Origin of the sequence: uncultured Treponema sp., from assembly GCF_934725225.1 — a bacterium.
Lineage (GTDB): Bacteria > Spirochaetota > Spirochaetia > Treponematales > Treponemataceae > Treponema_D.
Genome location: NZ_CAKVAM010000007.1, coordinates 74,412 through 91,626, shown reverse-complemented (window position 1 = coordinate 91,626; position 17,215 = coordinate 74,412). Strand labels below are relative to the sequence as shown.

The window sequence follows — 17,215 nt, the reverse complement described above, 5'->3', positions numbered from 1 at the left end:
AAATGACTACAAAAGTTTTAAGCGTAGGCGGTTCAATAATCGCGCCGGACAAACCAGATGAAAATTTTCTTTTTGAATTCAGCAGCATGATTTGCTCCTGGCTTTCTGAAAATAAAGATGCTCGACTGATTCTTGTAGCTGGCGGCGGCGGACCCGCAAGAAACTATCAGAATTCATACAAAGCGGTTTCTGCAAAATTTGATGAAAACCAAAAGAAACTTTCAGCGTTTGAAGATTCAGAAAAACTCAACTATGCCTGCGACTGGATTGGCATAATGGCAACCCGGCTAAACGCTCAGCTTTTAAAGACTGTATTCGGCTCTTTGTGCAGCCAAGATGTTGTAACAGATCCTACAAAAGTCAGCGACTTTACAGGAAGAATTCTTGTTGCTTCCGGCTGGAAACCTGGATTTTCAACAGACAATGACGCTGTTCTTCTTGCAGAGAGATTTGAAGCAGACACAGTTGTAAATCTTTCAAACATCGAAAAAGTTTACACAGACGATCCGCGCAAAAATCCTGACGCAAAACCAATCGACAATATTTCTTGGAGCGACTTTAGAAAAATGGTTGGAGACGAATGGGTTCCGGGAAAAAACTGTCCGTTTGATCCAATCGCTTCAAAAAAAGCACAGGAGCTTAGCTTAAAAGTTATTTGCGCAGGCGGAAAAAACATCGGGAATATAAAAGCTGTTCTTGATGGAAAAAATTACATAGGAACAACAATTTCGTAAACATGAAAAAATTTCAATTGCCGATTTTTATATTTTGCATTTTGCTGACAGCAGTTTCGTGCGTTTCAACAAAAGGACAAAAAGAAATTTCAAGGAATCTTTCTGGTCAAGGAATAAAATCAGAAAAACAGCTTTACAATTTTTTTATGAGCGCAAATCCTTCAGCAGACAAAAAAGAAGTCGCACGGCTCGCAGCTCTTTACATTGAAGAAGCAAATGCGGAAGGAATAAACAGCGACTGCGCTTTTGTCCAGATGTGCCTCGAAACCGGCTTTTTAAGATTCGGAAATCTTGTTACGCCGCAAATGCACAATTACTGCGGACTTGGCGCAATCGATGCAGAACATCCGGGAGAAACTTTTGCAACGGAACAGCTCGGAGTAAGAGCGCACATTCAGCACCTTCACGCTTATGCGACAAAAGATATTCCGCTGAACAACGAATGTATTGATACTCGGTATAAGTATGTGAATCCGCGCGGAAAATCCCCGACAATAGAAGGGCTTGCAGGAACTTGGGCAGCAGACAAAAGCTATGCAGTAAAACTTGAGCAGCTTTTAGTTCGCCTTGAATCTTTTTAAGCACTGAATTCTCGTCCGCCAAAAATTCTTCAATGTTGTAACTTTTTGATTTTTAAACTATCATAGCAAGCATGAAAGTTATTGTTGTAGGAAACGGCGGACGAGAGCACACAATCGCATGGAAATTAGCACAAAGCAATTTTGTTGAAGAAGTAATTTGCGTTTCAGGAAACGGCGGAACAGCCTTTGAAAAAAAATGCAGAAACATTGATTTTTCAAAATGTGAATATCTTAATGGCATCACTGGAAACGACGCATACATAAAAGTTGCCAAAGAAAACAATTGCGACCTTGCCGTTATCGGGCCGGAAAATCCGCTTGCGGAAGGACTTGCAGATTTATTTTGGAACGCAGGAATTCCAACTGTAGGACCAAAGTTTCAGGCGGCGCAACTTGAAGCCAGCAAAGATCTTGCAAAAGAATTCATGCACAAATACAACGTTGCCTGCGCAAAAAGCAAAACTTTCACTTCAAAAGAAGAAGCTATTTCGTACATAAAAGAACAAGGCGCGCCGATTGTCGTAAAGGCAGACGGACTTGCAGCCGGAAAAGGCGTTGTAGTTGCAAAGACTTTGGAAGAAGCAGAAAACGCAGTTGAGCAACTTATGGACGGCTCTATCGCTGGTGAAGCCGGGAAAAAACTCGTAATCGAAGAATATCTTCGCGGAACTGAAATTTCAATTCTTGCGGCTGTAAGCGTTACAAAAGAATTTTCTGAGCAAGGAAAATCCTGCATAGTTCCATTCTTGAGCGCAAGAGACCACAAAAGGCTTTTCGACGGCGCAAAAGGTCCAAACACAGGCGGAATGGGCGCAATCGCTCCTGTTGATGACGCAACTCCTGCAATAATTTCCCAGTTTGAAAAAAATATTCTTGAGCCAACATTAAAAGGTCTTGAGGCTGAAAATTATGACTACCGAGGATTTATTTTCTTCGGACTTATGCTTACAGAAGACGGACCGAAATGCCTTGAATACAATGTGCGCCTTGGAGACCCGGAAACTCAGGCTGTACTTCCGCTCATGGACTTTGATTTTGCAAGCCTTTGCAAATCTATAACTGACGGCTCTTTAAAAGATTTCAAACTTGAATGGAAAAAAGGCTACCAAGTTGCACCAGTTGCAGTAAGCGGCGGTTATCCAAAATCCTACAAAAAAGGATACAACATAGTAATTGATGAAAAAAAAATAAACAAATCAAATGCAAAAGTTTTTATAGCCGGAGCAATGGAAAACAGAAGAATCCGAAGCCCAGAAGACACAAAACTTGTAACTAGCGGTGGACGAGTTTTAGCTTGCTCTGCTTACGGAACAACTTTTGACGAAGCCTGGAAAAACGCTTATGAAGCAATGGGCGGAATAAAATTCACCGATATGTTCTACAGAAAAGACATAGGACTTCCGGGAGCTGCTGAATCTAATTAGCTTTGATTTTTACCTACTGTCATTATCAGGCTTGACCCGATAATACTTTTCTTAAACTTTTATTCCCGCATCAAGTGCGGGAATAACAATGAAAATAGTTCTAATCAAGCTGGAAATTCAAAATGTCAATGAAGGAAAATCATTCCCAAGATTCCAACCGGAATTAAGTAGCAGGCAAACCATTCAAGCCTGCCTTTTTTTATAAGCTTCATAAGCCAAGAAAGCGCAATGTATCCGCTTGCAAAAGCCGCCGCGCAACCAGCAATGACAGGCTCTGCTCCAATTGAAGAGGAAACTTCGCCCAAATCTTTCAGTTCAAGAATAAACGCGCCCAAAATAGCCGGAATAGAAACAATAAATGAAAATTCGCCTGCAACATCTCGTTTGACTCCGCAAAAAAGAGAGCCCGCAATTGTTGAGCCGCTTCTTGAAATTCCAGGCAAAGTTCCAATTCCCTGCGCCAAGCCGATTACCAAAGACTGCTTCCAGGACGGAGATTTCAAAGAAGTTTCAGAATAAGATAAATGTTTCTTTTCAATAAGTGAAGAAAAAATCAAAAGCAAGGCTGTAACAACAAATCCAGCGCAAACAAGTTTTACAGAAATCTCAGAAATGACTTTTGAAGAAAAAATTCCAAGCACACCGGTAACAAAAGTAGCAAGAATAATAGCAACAATGTATTTTGTGTCTTCGTCTTTTTTTTCAATCTGGACGGCGGAAGGATTTTTTACAGGAACAAAAATTCTTGCAAAACTGCAAATCAGCTCCCATATTTTTTTCCTAAAATACAAAACAACGGCAAGCAAAGTTGCAACATGAAGAAATACATCAAACAAAAGAGGCACTTCTTCAAGCCCAAATAAATTCTGCGCAACAATCAAATGTCCAGAAGAAGAAATCGGCAGAAACTCAGCAATGCCCTGAAGAACTCCCAAAACAATTCCTTGAAAAATTGACAATTTAAATCTCCAAAAATAAATTTTTGATACTCCAGCATTTTAGTTCATCTTGATTTTTCTGTCTATAAAAAACAGCTTTTACTTTCCGCCATTTTCTTAGATTGAACACAGCGCGAAGTTTCATGTATAATTAAAAAAATGAACATAATGATAATCGGCGCAGGCTTTACTGGAGTTCAGCTGGCAAAACGCCTTATAAACGAAGGCAACATTGTAAAAATAATCGAAAGCAACGAAGACATTGTTGAGCACGTAAGCAATCGTCTTGACTGCGAAGTTATAAATGCAGACGGAAACAACCTTCAAGTTTTGGAAGAACTTGAAATCGGTAAAATGGATGCGCTTGTAACTTTGACTGACAGCGATGAAATCAACATGATTACCTGCTCTCTTGTGGACGCAGTTTATCCAGACGTGTTGAAAATTGCGCGTGTAAGAAACTACGCCTACTATGCAAACACAAACACAACAGCGCGCCAGCATGCGGAAACTTTCAAGGGAAATCATCGTCCGCTTTATGGAATTGATTACATGATTCATCCCGATGTAGAAGCGGCGCAGGCAATTGTAAAAGCTGTTGAGCACGGGGCAATAAGCGACATAGTTGATTTTGGCGAAAACGGTGATTTTGAAATCATTGCTCTTCAAATTGAAAAAGGAAGCAAACTCGATGGAGCCGCATTAAAAAACATCCGCTCGCTTACAGACAAAAAATTTCTTATAGTTTATCAGGAAACAAAAGAAAAAGATTCAGACAACATGATTTCAGCCTTGCCATCCGGCGAAACGATTTTAAATGCAGGAGACAGAATCGGAATCATAATTGAAAAAGAAAACATTCCGTTCATACTTGAGCTTTGCGGAATCAAGACAGACACAATAAAAAAAATCGCATTAGTTGGAATCGGAAGAATCGGAACAATCGTAGCAGACAAAATTATTGAAAAAGACAAAGTTTCGTTTTTAAGAAAAATTTTCAGCGGAACAAAAAATATTTCTCAGACATTCACAATCATAGACAGCGACAAAAATCTTTGCAAGGAAGCTGAAAAAAAATTTCCGCAGGCGCAGATTTTCAACGCAGACATCACAGACGATGTTTTTATAGAAGAAGAAGGAATTCAAAAGTACAACCTTGTAATTTGCGCCACGCACAATCACGAGCTGAACATGGTTGTTTCCGCTTACCTTGAATCTCTTGGCGTGGAAAAAACAATCGCGCTCGTTGCCCAGTCTCAGTTCGGAAACATTGCAAGAAAGCTTGGAATCGATGTCGCAATTCCTATGAGAGACACTTTGGTTGATTCAATCATAAGCCATCTGCACGGAAAATCAGTAACTGGAATTCATACAGTTTCAAACGGCGCATTTGAAATCGTGGAATGCGATTTGCCTTCATCAAGCAAATTTATAGGCAAGCAGCTGAAAGACATTGCAAGTCCAGGCGAATATCTGATTCTTCTTGTAAAAAAAATTGGAAGTGAAAAATTTGAACTTCCGCAGGGAAACACGACATTTTCCGTGGGCGACCATCTGGTTATAATAGAAAAAACTGGAGACAAAAAAATTCTGGAAAAATTCAGCAAATAGGAACTTTCAATGACATTTACAGTTTGCAGAATAATTTTTTTTATAATTTCAATAATCGGACTTTCATTTTCAATTCCAATCGCAACGGCAATTTTCTGCCATGAATATTTTGTACTTCCATCTTTTTTAATTCCAATGGTTGCAAGCTTGATTCTAGGTTTAATGACGATATTTTTTTTCCGCAACAAAAAATCAAGGCTTACGATAAGATCAAGTTTTGCAGCTGTCGCTCTCGCCTGGATTTCCGCAAGCGTATTCGGAGCAATTCCGCTTTACTTTAGCAAGGCAATTCCAAATTTTACGGATGCGTTTTTTGAAAGCGTAAGCGGATTCACAACAACAGGCGCAACGATTCTTTCTGAAATTGAAAAACTTCCGCGCAGCATAAATTTATGGAGATGCCTTTCGCACTGGATTGGCGGAATGGGAATTGTGGCACTTACGGTTGCGCTTATGCCAGTTCTTGGAGTCGGCGGATTTCAGCTTATAAAGGCGGAAACTACAGGCCCTGAAAAAGGAAAGTTCACGCCTAAAATAACAACCACCGCAAAAATTCTTTGGTTCATTTACCTTGGAATGACGCTTGTTCAAACTGCTCTTTTAAAAATTGCGGGAATGGATTTTATAGACGCGCTTTGCCACGCATTTTCAACTTTGGGAACAGGCGGATTTTCTACAAGAAATGCAAGCATCGGCGCATACAATTCCGCTTCAATCGAATGGATTTGCTTTGCGTTTATGTTTTTAGCAGGAATAAATTTTTCACTTTATTATTATTTTTTCATACGGAATTTCAGCGAAATAAAATGCAACTCGGAGCTAAAAGCGTACATCTGGATAAACGTCATTTCAATCGCCGCAATCGCAATTGTTCAGTCTTCTTCTTACGGCGGATTTTTTAAGTCGCTCAGATTTTCTGCATTTCAAACAGCAAGCATTTTAACCACAACAGGCTTTTCCACAGCCGACTACACAAAATGGAAAAGTGCAAGCCAAATTGTAATTTTGATGCTTTTGTTCATAGGCGGAATGTCCGGTTCAACTTCCGGCGGAGTAAAAGTCATAAGATGGGTTGTTCTTTACAAGCAGTTCAAAAATGAAATACTAAAAATGATTCATCCGCACGGAGTTTTTTCAATCAGGCTGAATCAGCAGGCAAGAAGAAAAGATGTTGTTTTTTCAGTTTCGGCTTTTTTCTTTTTGTATTTTTCTTTTGCGATTTTAACAGCTTTCTTTACATCACTCTTTGGACTTGATATGCAAACTGCTTTTACCGGAGCTGTAACAATGGTCGGAAACTGCGGACCTGCATTTGGAGCGTTAGGACCAAGCAACAATTGCGGCTGGCTCGCTGCCCCTGTAAAATGGTGGTACAGTTTTGCAATGATTGCCGGCCGTCTGGAACTTTTTACGCTCTTTATTTTTCTTACACCAGCTTACTGGAAAAAATAAAGACCGCAACTTGGTCGGCGTTCGTTTCGGTACTCGGTTCATGTTTTACATAAAAAAATAAAGACCACACTTCATTTTAAGTGCGGTCTTGTACTTTAGCCAACTCCCGGACTTGAACCGAGTACCTGCTCGTTACGAGGGAGCTGCTCTACCAGGTGAGCTAAGTTGGCAAGTGAAAGAATGTTAGCAAAAATGAATAAATCAGTCAACAGAAAATCCGTAGCCCGGCAAAGCGAGCCACGGATATTTTTTATTAGAGCGGAATATTTCCGTGTTTTTTTGCAGGAACTGAATGCTGTGTTTTTTGAGCAAGGAATTCAAGGCTGCGGGCAACACGTTGTCTTGTTTCTTCAGGATTTATAATTTCGCTGATGTAATCACGCTGAGCCGCAATTGTCGGAGTCATAATTGTATCTTTGTACTCCTGAGACTTCTGGGCAACAAGAGCAGCCTGAGCAGGGTCTTTCATTTCCTTTGCATAAAGAATTCCAAGAGCGCCTTCCGCACCCATAACTGCAATTTCAGCCTTTGGCCAAGCATAAACAAAGTCCGCGCCAAGATGTTTTGAGCACATCGCAATGTAAGCTCCGCCGTAAGCCTTGCGTGTAATAACTGTAACTTTTGGAACAGTCGCTTCGCTGTATGCGTAAATCACTTTTGCACCATGGCGGATAATTCCCTTTTGTTCTTCATCAGGACCAGGTAAGAATCCCGGAACATCAACAAAAGTAACAAGCGGAACATTATAGGCATCGCAGTAACGAACAAAGCGCGCAATCTTGTCGGAAGCATCACAGTTCAAAAGTCCGCCCCAGACAGCCGGATTGTTCGCAACAACGCCAACAGATTTTCCTTCAATCTTTGCAAAGCCGACAACTGCCATCTGAGCAAATTCTTTCATCACTTCAAAGAAACTGTCATCGTCAACAACGCAGTCAATTACATTGCGGATGTCATAGCCTTTTTTGCTTTCTTCTGGAAGAACTTCCGCAATTTTCTTTGCCTTTTTCTTTTCGTCAAACTTGAATTTGGCTTCAGCGACAATTTCCTCGCCGTAATAATGCGGAATGTAGTCCAAAAGTTTTCTTACAGCTTCATAGCATTCAGGTTCTGAAGAAGCCCTAAAATGAGCAACGCCGCTTTTCTGCGCATGAATGGAAGCGCCACCCAAATCTTCCGCGGAAATATCGAGCGAAAGAACGCTTTTTACAACTTTTGGTCCGGTGATAAACATCTGACTGATTGTGTCAACTGCAAAAATAAAATCAGTAATTCCCGGCGAATAAACCGCACCACCAGCGCAAGGTCCTACAATAATTGAAATCTGCGGAACAGTTCCAGACGCGCGCACATTCTGATAAAAAAGCTCGCCGTAACCGCAAAGAGCATCAACGCCTTCCTGAATACGCGCTCCGCCTGAATCGTTAAGACCAATAACCGGGCATTTTGCCATAATCGCCTTGTCGATAAGCTCCGCGATTTTCTGTCCGTGAACTTTTCCAAGAGAGCCGCCCTGAACTGTAAAATCCTGAGCGTAAATGGCAACTTTTTTTCCGTTGATTTTTCCAAAGCCAGTAATTACGCCGTCATAAGGAATTTCCTTTTTGTCCATTCCAAAGCTTGTGCAAGTATGACGCGCAGCTGAATAAATTTCATAAAATGAGTCTTTGTCGCAAAGATTGTTGATTCTTTCAATAGCGTGAAATTTTCCCTTTGCGTGCTGTTTTTCAAGATTATAATTAGAAGCCATATTTCCTCCAAAAAACAAAACGATTCTTTATTTGCAAGCCAGTTACAAATAGCAAACTTTTGCAACCGGCTTCTTATAATATCGTGAAAATTTTCTAAAGTCAATATGACAAAAAACGTAAAACTGTCATTTCATTTGCTGACAGGCTTCAAAAACACAAGGCTCTGCTCTTCCACATATTTTTCAGCATCTTTGATTTCTTGGTCGGAAGGAATAAAATCGTACTTTTGGCGCAAAACGGAAGCGCAGGCAAAAACATCGCCGCCGCAGTTTTCCATTGCAAAAGAATATTCCGCCTTTATCTCGCTGAATTTTAAAAAGCGGCTTTCAATTTCAGTTTGAATATCAAAAATAATCCAGCGGTCTTTTTTAAATTCCAAGGAAACTTTTTCCTTTTGAAGCGAAACGCAAAGGCTGTCTTCTCCAAGCGAATCAAAAATAAAAAATTCAACGTGATATTCTTTTTTTTCGCCGGGGAAAATTTTCTGTCCATTTTCTTCCGTAATAGCAGCTGGATTTTCTTTTCTGCGCTGCCCCTTAAAAAAAGTTCTGCAAGGATTTCCGTCAACCGTAAAATTGGAAATTCCGTAAATATTGTGGTTAAGCTGATTTTTTACAAGCCAGACAGAAGGCGGAACAAGGTCGTTGCCCGCGTTGTACATCGAGCTTGTTTTTCCTGTAACAAAAATATTTGCAAGTCGGTCTACTCTTCCGCCAAGAGATTTTGCGGAACTTGCCCGGGCAGAATCTATGTCCAGCAAATTCACCGCGCTGTAGTACATTTCCAAAGTTTGAAGCGAAGTAAGCCCTTTTGTCGTCCGCTTTTCCAAAAAAGTCCTGTAAAGCGAAACAAAAACCGCAATTGCAAAAACAAAAACCGCAACGCAAATTTTTATCGCCGTGGATTTTGCCCTAAGCCACCTTTTTAAACGAACTTTTTTTTCTTGATGCAAAAGAAATTTTTGAGATTCAGCATTGAATTTTTCCAAATCCGAAGAAGAAGGCTCTTTTAATTCAAGTGTGGAAACTTCTTCTTTAGGGAACGCGCAATTTTTGCCTGCAAAAGCGTTTTCAGTGAACAGAAGAATTTTTTCATCAACTCCAAAAAACGCATAGCGCAACGGACAATAATTCAAATCCCGGATGTCAGTTTCCCTTGCAGAAGAAGATTTTTCAGCAAACGGAACTTTTCCGCAAATAGCCTTGTAAACAATTGCCGCCTGCAAAAAATGAACCGCAGCTTTTCCAGAAAACACAGGATTCAAATAGCTTCCATATAATTCCAAAAAATTTTCCTCTCCAAGCGAAGACAAAGAAATTTCAAGCAGATTCTTGGGCAAAAATAAAACTTTAGAAAAATCCTTGGAAACAATAATTCCTCCTGCGCCAACTAAAGAAAGAACTACTTTGCTTTCATCCAAAGCATCAAGCGCATTGCAGACAAGTGAACAGGCTTTTATGGAATCTTTTTTCTGCAAGGATTCAAAGCATTCACTAAGCGCAAGACCGTCAAAGCAAGAGCCTTCAAGAAAAACAGTTTCATCTTTGCCTTGTGCAAATTCTTTTAAATCCTCAGAAGAAACTGTGCCGTCAAAGTTCCATAAAGAAAAATTCCAAGCTCCGTCATTTAGCTCAGCAAGCAGTCCGTTTTCTCTGATTTTTCCGGCAAATCCGGCTTTTACAAAAACATTGCTAGCCATCCGGCTGTCTAAAAAAATCTTTCCTTTGTAAAGAAAAACTGTTTTGGAACTCATTGACGCTTTCCATCTGAACTGTACAAATATTTAAAGTAGTCCATTTTTGTGCTGTACGTAACATCAAAATTGCCCATTGTATTTTTGTACGACTCAAGACTTTTCCAGAACTCATAGAACTTAGGATCGCGCGTGTAAGACTGAGTGTAAATTGCCGCAGCTTCCGCATCCGCCTTTCCTTTAGTTTCCTCGCTTTTTCTGTAGGCTTCTGATTCGATTGTGCGCTTTTCGTTTTCAAGTTTTCCAAGCCATTCGGACTTTTTTCCTTCGCCAAGAGAACGGTACGCCTGAGCCACCTGGTTGCGCTCCTTAATCATTCTGTTGTAAACGCTTTCTGTAAGCTCATCCGAATATTTTATCTGGCGCGGAACAATGTCAATCAGCTCAATTCCGTATTCGCCCACCATTTTTCTTGCGTCGTCAGCCATTTCCTGGCAAAGCGCGCTTCTTCCCTTGGAAACACTCTCGTTGTTTGAATTCACATTTACCAAAGCCTCAATTTCCGCGCTGTCCTCGCCTTCGATTCCTGCAAGCTGATTTGAATCCGCAATGTCCTTTTCCTCATTTATAAGATTGCTGCTTCTTACAATTTCGCTAAGCCGGTTGCGCGTGATAATCGTCCTAGTTGAAGAATCAATCACATCGCTAAGCTTGTTGTACGCCGCATCCAAAGTCTTGAACGACTGATAAAACAACGCAGGATCTGAAATTTTCCAGCGGCTTGTAGTGTCCACAATTATAAACTGATTTTCCTTTGTGGGAATGCGGGCCTGATCTCCTTCAAGCGAAAGAATTTTTGCAGGATAAAAAGTGACGACATCAAGAAACGGAACTTTAAAATAAAGCCCTGTGGAAGTGCATGACTTTACAATCTGACCGAATCTCGTAACAACAGCCTGATCGCCTTCATTCACAATATAAAAAGGACCTGCCGCAAGCAAAATCACAATGACGGCAACAAAAGCCACAAGCCTAAGATAAAATTTATTCTGCTTTGCCATTTTTTCCTCCAAGATTCTTAAACGGAAGCACATTGTCAAGACCGCTGTCTATTAAAGCCGGATTCTTGTCTGCGCCGGAAGCAAAAATTTCTTCCATAGTTTCAAGATAAAGACGTTCCCGGGTAACAGCAGGAGCTTTTCTGTATTCTTCATAAACTGAATTGAACCTTGCCACATCGCCCTTTGCCTTGTTAACACGCTCAGCCGCATAGCCTTCCGCCACTTGAATTTTCCGGTCAGCCTCGCCTTTTGCCTTTGGAATTTCTGAATTGTAGCTTTCTTTTCCTTCATTTATAAAGCGATTCATGTCCTGAATAGCCTTGTTCACGTCCTCAAACGCATCCTGAACTCCTTCCGGCGGAACAATATTCTGAAGCTTAACCGCAAAAACGTTTATTCCAAGTCCCAGCTGCGAAAACTGCTCGTTCATCATGGAAACCGCAAGATTTTCAATGTTGCTTCGCTCGCTGCTCATAACATCCAAAATCGCACGGTCGCCAACCAAAGTATTTATTACAGAACGGCTAATGTCGCGGATTGTCTGATCTTTTTCCTGAACTGTAAAAAGCCAAGCGCGCGGATCAACAATTCTATACTGAATAATCCATTCAACATCCACGATATTCAAATCGCCGGTCAGCATAGTTGATTCACGCGTAATATTGTTCTGATACTGATTCATAGAGCCGCTTTTTGTGGTTTTAAATCCGAACTGCTCCGTCTGGACGACTTTATTTCCCGGAACAATAAATTTCTTATCTATAAGCGGAATTTTATACTGAAGCCCCGGTCCCAAAGTGGCATAATATCTTCCAAATCGAGTGATTACAGCCTGCTCCGCCTGATCAACAACAAAAAGACTAGAGCCAGCCGCCGCAAGCAAGACAACGCCAATAATAGCCGCCACAACATAAGATGGCTTTTTAAAAAAGTTCCTGATTTTTACTTCCAAATCTGACATAACTAATAAATTAATGCAAATCCGCTTAAAAAACAACGGTATCTAGCAGCAAATCTTTTATATTTACCGCGTTGACTTTGATTTTTTCATCCTTGGCATAAACCTTTAATGGAAAATTCTCACGGCTGTTGCATATAATATATGAAGAAAGAGGCTCTAGCTCCGCAGGAATTTTTGGAATTGAAAGCACTCGCTCATAGAACTTTTTTATTCCGGCGGCATCATCAGACTTTGGATTTTCTGTAAGCTTGGATTCTATCAAACGGCAGCCTGCGCCAATCTCAAGAAAATCAATTTCTGTCTGAGAAACATCACGGTAATAATAAAGCTGCTTTTTGCTTCCATTCAGCTTGTTGTTTTTCCTTAATTCAGCAAAAACCGCAGTTTCAAAAATACTTCCTGCAAAAGGAGAAGTTTTCAATTTGTCTTTTTCAATTCCCAAAAGCCAGCACAAAAGCCCGGTGTCATTAAAATAAACTTTTGGAGTTTTTACAATTCGTTTTCCAACATTGCCAAACCACGGCTGCAAAAATGTAATTTGCCCTGAAGTTTCAAGTACGCTAAGCCATGAAGCAACCGTTTTTGAACTTATGCCAAGTGAATTCCCTATTTCAGCCATATCCAGCATTTGAGCATTCCGAATTGCAAGCAGACGAATAAACTGTTCAAAAGTCCGCAAATTTGAAACATTGACAAGCTGGCGCACATCGCGCTCAAGGTAAGTCGCAAGATAACTTGAAAAAAACATATCAAGCGGAAAATCCGGTTCACGTGTAAGTTCTGGAAATCCACCGCGGAAAATAAAAGTTTCAAAACTAGCCGGATTTTCATCCGAAAAACACGGAGCATTTTTGTATTCCGCCCAAGAAAGACCTTCAAGTTCCATTACACAAGTTCTTCCAGCAAGACTTTCTGAAATATTTTTCATCAGTTCGAACTTTTGGCTTCCAGTAAGAACAAGCTGTCCCATATTATGCCGCTCGCTATCAAGCCGTTCCTTCAAAAACCTGAAAAGTTTAGGCGCATACTGAACTTCATCAACAATAAGAGGACTTTTGTATTTTTCAAAAAAAATTTCAGGAGTTTCATCTGCAAGAGCCGCAATGCTCGGCAAATCAAGAGAAACATAATTGTATTCCGGCAGCAGAGAACGCAAAAGTGTTATTTTTCCTGTCTGACGAGCACCAGTTAAAGTTACACACGGAAAATACTCCAATGCTTTTTTTACTTGAATTCCAAATTTTCTGTCAATCATACTTCGGATATTATGGAATTCAATTCCCGATTTGTCAATAAAACAGTTCCTGAATTTTCGGTTTCTCTCTAATAACTTAAATCTGCAACCTACTCTTCCCTGTACACGTCAAGCCTCCTGCTGTGTCCTTGCAACCCCCTCTGCCTAACGCTGGGCAGACCCCTTGACGTGTGCATGTCAGCACCCCTTGCAAAGAATTTTAGGCAGGCTGTCTGAAAAAACAGCAAAAATCATGCAATTTCTGCCTGAAACAGAGTCCAAAACCTCCTCCTCCCCAAGATTTAAACATAAGGAGGCTAAGAGATGAAAAAGACTCTTATCGCGGTCGCAGCGGCTGCCGCACTTACAGCAACTTCTGCTTTCGCAGAAATCACATTCGGAGCATGGCTTCGCAGCATCACAGGCGTAGCGTCTAACGGCGAGGACATTCTTACTGGAACTTCCAACTCTTGGGGCGGAATGAGACCTTCAAGATTGAACGTTGCAGGCACATCGGAAGACGGAAACGTTGGATTCAAGCTTGATATGTACTACAACACTGGAGACAACATTCAGGTTGGCGACAATGCATACATTTGGGTAAAGCCTGCCAGCTCAGTTCAGATTGCTCTTGGTAAATTCGATGGCGGCGAAACAGGACTCCGCGGCGACTTCTGCTACGGCTCATGGAACTGGCTCAGACCGGGCAACTGGATTGCAGATGGCGAAGGACTTACTTTCAACGGAAGCCACACAAACGGTCTTATGGCAAAAATCACTCCTGTTGACGGTCTTGTAGCAGTAATCCAGCTTCCTGTATACAATGCTAAGTGGGGTGGAAACAACGATTCTTATGTTGCTAAAACAGCCACAGAAGATGCAAAAAATACTATTGAAGACACATTCAAGAACGGTATGTATGCGGCGGCTTACACAATCGAAGGTCTTGGTACTCTCAAGGCTGGATATTTCGGAAGCTATGCTGAGAAAAACAAGAAAGACACAAAGAAAGTTTATGATCCTTCAAAATTGAGCGGAACTTATGATTCATGGGAAAAAGCTCTTGAAGCAATGGAAAAAGAAGTATCTGCCGAAGTTACAAAAGACAGCAAGCAGATTGGAACAGTAAACGTTGCATTCGACTTCAACGCAGTTGAGAATCTCTTTGTAACTGTAGGCGCAAGATTCGGAATCGCAGACAAGGAATTCAACACCGACAACGAAAAGATGAAGTTCACAGCTGGCGCTTCTTACCAGGTTTCTGACGCTATGAAGGTCTCTGTTTCTGGTGGATATGTTCAGTATCAGGACAAATGTGTTGGAAAAGCTGGTGATCAGAAAGACAACGCATTCGGAATCGGTGCTGGTGTTGACTATGTAATCATGGACGGTCTTAACGCAGCAGCAGATGTTCGCTACAAGAACATTGGATACGGAAAAGACAAGGATGACGGAGCAATCAGCTTCCTTGTTGGAGTTACAAAGAACGTATCAAGCAACGGCTACATCGGAATTGGCTTCCAGGGCGCAACAAACGGCTGCGGACTTGCAGGAATCTCTGCTAACGCAGGCGATGACTTCGTATGGGCAATCCCTGTAGCATTGCAGGTTGGTTTCTAGTCAATCGCGCATAGCGCAAATGCTGGCGAGTTTGCCTTGCAAACTCGGTCGAATCTGACAGTTTTGTTAGCAAGACTGTCGGGGCAATCACACGTGTACGGCGCACTAGATGTGCTGGACAAGCAGAAAGCCTCCCTTATGGGAGGCTTTTTTTGTGTGTTTAAGACAAAACTCTGTGAAATCAACAAGTTTTTGCAACAGAATGCAAAAACTTGTTGATTTTTACGCTTTCTTGCATTAAAGTGAAATTACTATGGAAGAACTGCCTGATATACAGAGAGAGAGCTTCTTAGACCGCCTTCGAACCTTTAAGGATAAGCAGCTCATAAAAGTTGTTACAGGAATAAGAAGATGCGGAAAATCCACACTGCTTGCCCAGTGGCAGAGAATCCTGCTCAAGGAAGGCGCAGAGGAAAATCAGATTGTCTCAATCAATTTTGAAGACTATGAATTTAAAAATCTTTGCAACAATGACTCGTTCTACGCCTATGTAAAGGAACGTCTGATTCCCGGCAGGCGAATGTATCTTTTCTTTGACGAAATTCAGCGCGTGCCGCAGTTTGAGGAAGTTGTAGATAGTTTTTTCATAAATCCTCTTTTGGACATATACATCACAGGCTCCAATTCAGGCATTCTGTCCAGCGAGCTTGCAACCTATCTTTCCGGCCGCTATGTGGAAATAAAAATGCAGCCTCTTTCATTTAAGGAATTTGTGCATGCCAAAAAACTTGAGCAGAATCTTCCAAATGCCTACAGGCAGTATCTGGAAAACAGCTCTTTTCCTTATTCGCTCTGTATTGAGAGGGCTGGCATAAATGACTACTTGGAAAGCCTATACAATACAATTCTTGTGAAAGACATTATCTCAAGAAAAAAAATCACGGATGTCTTCCAGCTCCAAAGCGTTGCTGAGTTTGTCTTTGACAATATCGGTCTCGAAGTTTCCAGCAAGAAAATCGCAGACACAATGACAAGCAGCGGCCGCAAGACTGACTCGCGCATGGTTGAAAACTATCTTTCGTCCCTCGTGGAAACATATATCGTCTATAAGGTCAAACGCTATAATATCAAGGGAAAAGAATACTTGAAATCACTTGAAAAATATTATGTGGCGGATATTGCCCTGCGTTCAGCCTTGATAGGAAAAAAGTCAATGGACGCCGGTCATATTCTGGAAAATATAGTTTATCTTGAGCTTGTCCGCCGCCGCTACAATGTATATGTAGGAAAAATTGACGAGGCGGAAGTTGATTTTGTAGCCCAGTCGCAGGACGGAAACACATATATTCAGGTAGCTGCCACTGTCCGCGATGAGCAGACTTTGGAAAGGGAGCTGCGTCCGCTGAAGGCAATAAAAGATAATTATCCTAAAATGATTTTAACTTTGGATGACGATCCGCAAGGTGATTATGACGGAATTATCCGTAAAAATGCATTGGAATGGTTAATGGAAGATTTATAATAAAAGTATTGCAAACTGCATTTTCTGCAGGATAATGACCAAGCATAAGGAATGGCTTTTTGCATTCTTTTTCCGCAAGAAGAGTAGAAGTTTCAGCAGTTTGTCTTTATTGGCGAGAAGGAGATGTTCAGATTATACCCTATGGACTTTGCAATTTTAATCAATGTGTCTATTGTCGGGTTTCCGTCCGGAGACAGGGCTTTGTAAAGTCCACTGCGGGAAATTCCTGTTTCCTTTGCGGTCTTGGACATTCCTTTTGCCCTTGCGACTGTCTTTATTGCTTCGATTAGCTCTTCCGGCGTGCCTTCTTTTGCCACATAGTCAAGGTAGCCTTTCTGAAGCTTCTCTGTGTCCAGAAACTCAGCCGCATTGTAAGCTGTAAGCTTTATTTTTTCCATAATTCAGACCTCCTTTGCCAATTCCTTAGCCTTCTGTATATCAGTTTCTTGTGTGGATTTGTTTCCGCCTGCCAAAAGGATAATAATTTCCTTGTCCTTGTTTGTAAAATAAACTCTATATCCTTTTCCTGTGTCAATTCGCAATTCAAAAACTTTTTCACCAACGCTTTTAGAATCGCCGAAGTTGCCGTTTTTAAGACGTTCTATTCTTAAGATGATTGCATATTTTGCCGTGCTGTCGCGCAGCTTCTTGAACCATTTTAAGTAGTTTTCCGTTTTAAAAATTTGATACATA

Annotated in this window: 15 protein-coding genes and 1 tRNA gene; 7 read left to right on the top strand and 9 right to left on the bottom strand. The window is 41.1% G+C overall.

The window, feature by feature from the left end; all coding sequences use genetic code 11:
* Positions 1-2 precede the first annotated feature (2 nt).
* From pyrH to purD, 3 genes are all read left to right on the top strand, one after another.
* Positions 3-734 (top strand): UMP kinase, encoded by a 732-nt coding sequence (gene pyrH / locus Q0H92_RS11000; RefSeq protein ID WP_296014978.1) that lies wholly within the window; start codon positions 3-5, stop codon positions 732-734.
* Positions 735-736: 2 nt separating this feature from the next.
* Positions 737-1,315 carry a glucosaminidase domain-containing protein gene (locus Q0H92_RS10995; RefSeq protein WP_296014973.1) on the top strand — a complete coding sequence of 193 codons (579 nt, stop codon included), beginning with the start codon at positions 737-739 and terminating at the stop codon, positions 1,313-1,315.
* A 71-nt stretch (positions 1,316-1,386) separates the two neighbouring features.
* Entirely contained in the window at positions 1,387-2,739 is a 1,353-nt protein-coding gene (gene purD, locus Q0H92_RS10990) for a phosphoribosylamine--glycine ligase (RefSeq protein ID WP_296014970.1), read from the top strand.
* 125 nt (positions 2,740-2,864) lie between these two features.
* Here the strand turns inward: purD and Q0H92_RS10985 are convergent, their stop codons facing one another.
* Positions 2,865-3,698: an undecaprenyl-diphosphate phosphatase gene (locus Q0H92_RS10985; protein WP_296014965.1), complete on the bottom strand. Its 834-nt coding sequence runs from the start codon at positions 3,696-3,698 to the stop codon at positions 2,865-2,867.
* A gap of 138 nt (positions 3,699-3,836) precedes the next feature.
* Between Q0H92_RS10985 and Q0H92_RS10980 the strand changes: the two genes are divergently transcribed.
* On the top strand, positions 3,837-5,288 hold the full coding sequence (locus tag Q0H92_RS10980; protein WP_296014960.1) for an NAD-binding protein: 1,452 nt from the start codon (positions 3,837-3,839) through the stop codon (positions 5,286-5,288).
* A gap of 9 nt (positions 5,289-5,297) precedes the next feature.
* On the top strand, positions 5,298-6,740 hold the full coding sequence (locus Q0H92_RS10975) for a TrkH family potassium uptake protein (RefSeq protein ID WP_296014957.1): 1,443 nt from the start codon (positions 5,298-5,300) through the stop codon (positions 6,738-6,740).
* Between the two features lie 97 nt (positions 6,741-6,837).
* Here the strand turns inward: Q0H92_RS10975 and Q0H92_RS10970 are convergent.
* The 6 genes from Q0H92_RS10970 to Q0H92_RS10945 all read right to left on the bottom strand — a co-directional run bounded on the left by Q0H92_RS10970 (position 6,838) and on the right by Q0H92_RS10945 (position 13,461).
* Positions 6,838-6,910, bottom strand: a tRNA-Thr gene (locus tag Q0H92_RS10970).
* A gap of 83 nt (positions 6,911-6,993) precedes the next feature.
* Complete coding sequence (locus Q0H92_RS10965) at positions 6,994-8,490, bottom strand: acyl-CoA carboxylase subunit beta (protein WP_296014952.1); 1,497 nt, start codon at positions 8,488-8,490, stop codon at positions 6,994-6,996.
* Positions 8,491-8,621: 131 nt separating this feature from the next.
* Positions 8,622-10,244 (bottom strand): hypothetical protein, encoded by a 1,623-nt coding sequence (locus Q0H92_RS10960; RefSeq protein ID WP_296014950.1) that lies wholly within the window; start codon positions 10,242-10,244, stop codon positions 8,622-8,624.
* The gene (gene hflC, locus Q0H92_RS10955) at positions 10,241-11,245 is read right to left on the bottom strand and encodes a protease modulator HflC (protein ID WP_296014945.1); all 1,005 of its coding nucleotides are present in this window, start codon (positions 11,243-11,245) and stop codon (positions 10,241-10,243) included. Before hflC ends, Q0H92_RS10960 begins: the two co-directional genes overlap by 4 nt.
* Complete coding sequence (gene hflK / locus Q0H92_RS10950; protein WP_296014942.1) at positions 11,229-12,206, bottom strand: FtsH protease activity modulator HflK; 978 nt, start codon at positions 12,204-12,206, stop codon at positions 11,229-11,231. Before hflK ends, hflC begins: the two co-directional genes overlap by 17 nt.
* A gap of 25 nt (positions 12,207-12,231) precedes the next feature.
* Positions 12,232-13,461 carry an ATP-binding protein gene (locus Q0H92_RS10945; protein ID WP_296014938.1) on the bottom strand — a complete coding sequence of 410 codons (1,230 nt, stop codon included), beginning with the start codon at positions 13,459-13,461 and terminating at the stop codon, positions 12,232-12,234.
* 303 nt (positions 13,462-13,764) lie between these two features.
* Here Q0H92_RS10945 and Q0H92_RS10940 point away from each other — a divergent pair, with 303 nt between their 5' ends.
* Complete coding sequence (locus tag Q0H92_RS10940) at positions 13,765-15,060, top strand: hypothetical protein (protein ID WP_296014934.1); 1,296 nt, start codon at positions 13,765-13,767, stop codon at positions 15,058-15,060.
* A gap of 253 nt (positions 15,061-15,313) precedes the next feature.
* The gene (locus tag Q0H92_RS10935) at positions 15,314-16,522 is read left to right on the top strand and encodes an ATP-binding protein (RefSeq protein ID WP_296014929.1); all 1,209 of its coding nucleotides are present in this window, start codon (positions 15,314-15,316) and stop codon (positions 16,520-16,522) included.
* 92 nt (positions 16,523-16,614) lie between these two features.
* Here the strand turns inward: Q0H92_RS10935 and Q0H92_RS10930 are convergent, their stop codons facing one another.
* Positions 16,615-16,920, bottom strand: coding sequence for an addiction module antidote protein (locus tag Q0H92_RS10930; protein WP_296014923.1), 306 nt, complete (start codon positions 16,918-16,920; stop codon positions 16,615-16,617).
* A gap of 3 nt (positions 16,921-16,923) precedes the next feature.
* Positions 16,924-17,214 (bottom strand): type II toxin-antitoxin system RelE/ParE family toxin, encoded by a 291-nt coding sequence (locus Q0H92_RS10925; RefSeq protein WP_296014918.1) that lies wholly within the window; start codon positions 17,212-17,214, stop codon positions 16,924-16,926.
* Position 17,215 lies beyond the last annotated feature (1 nt).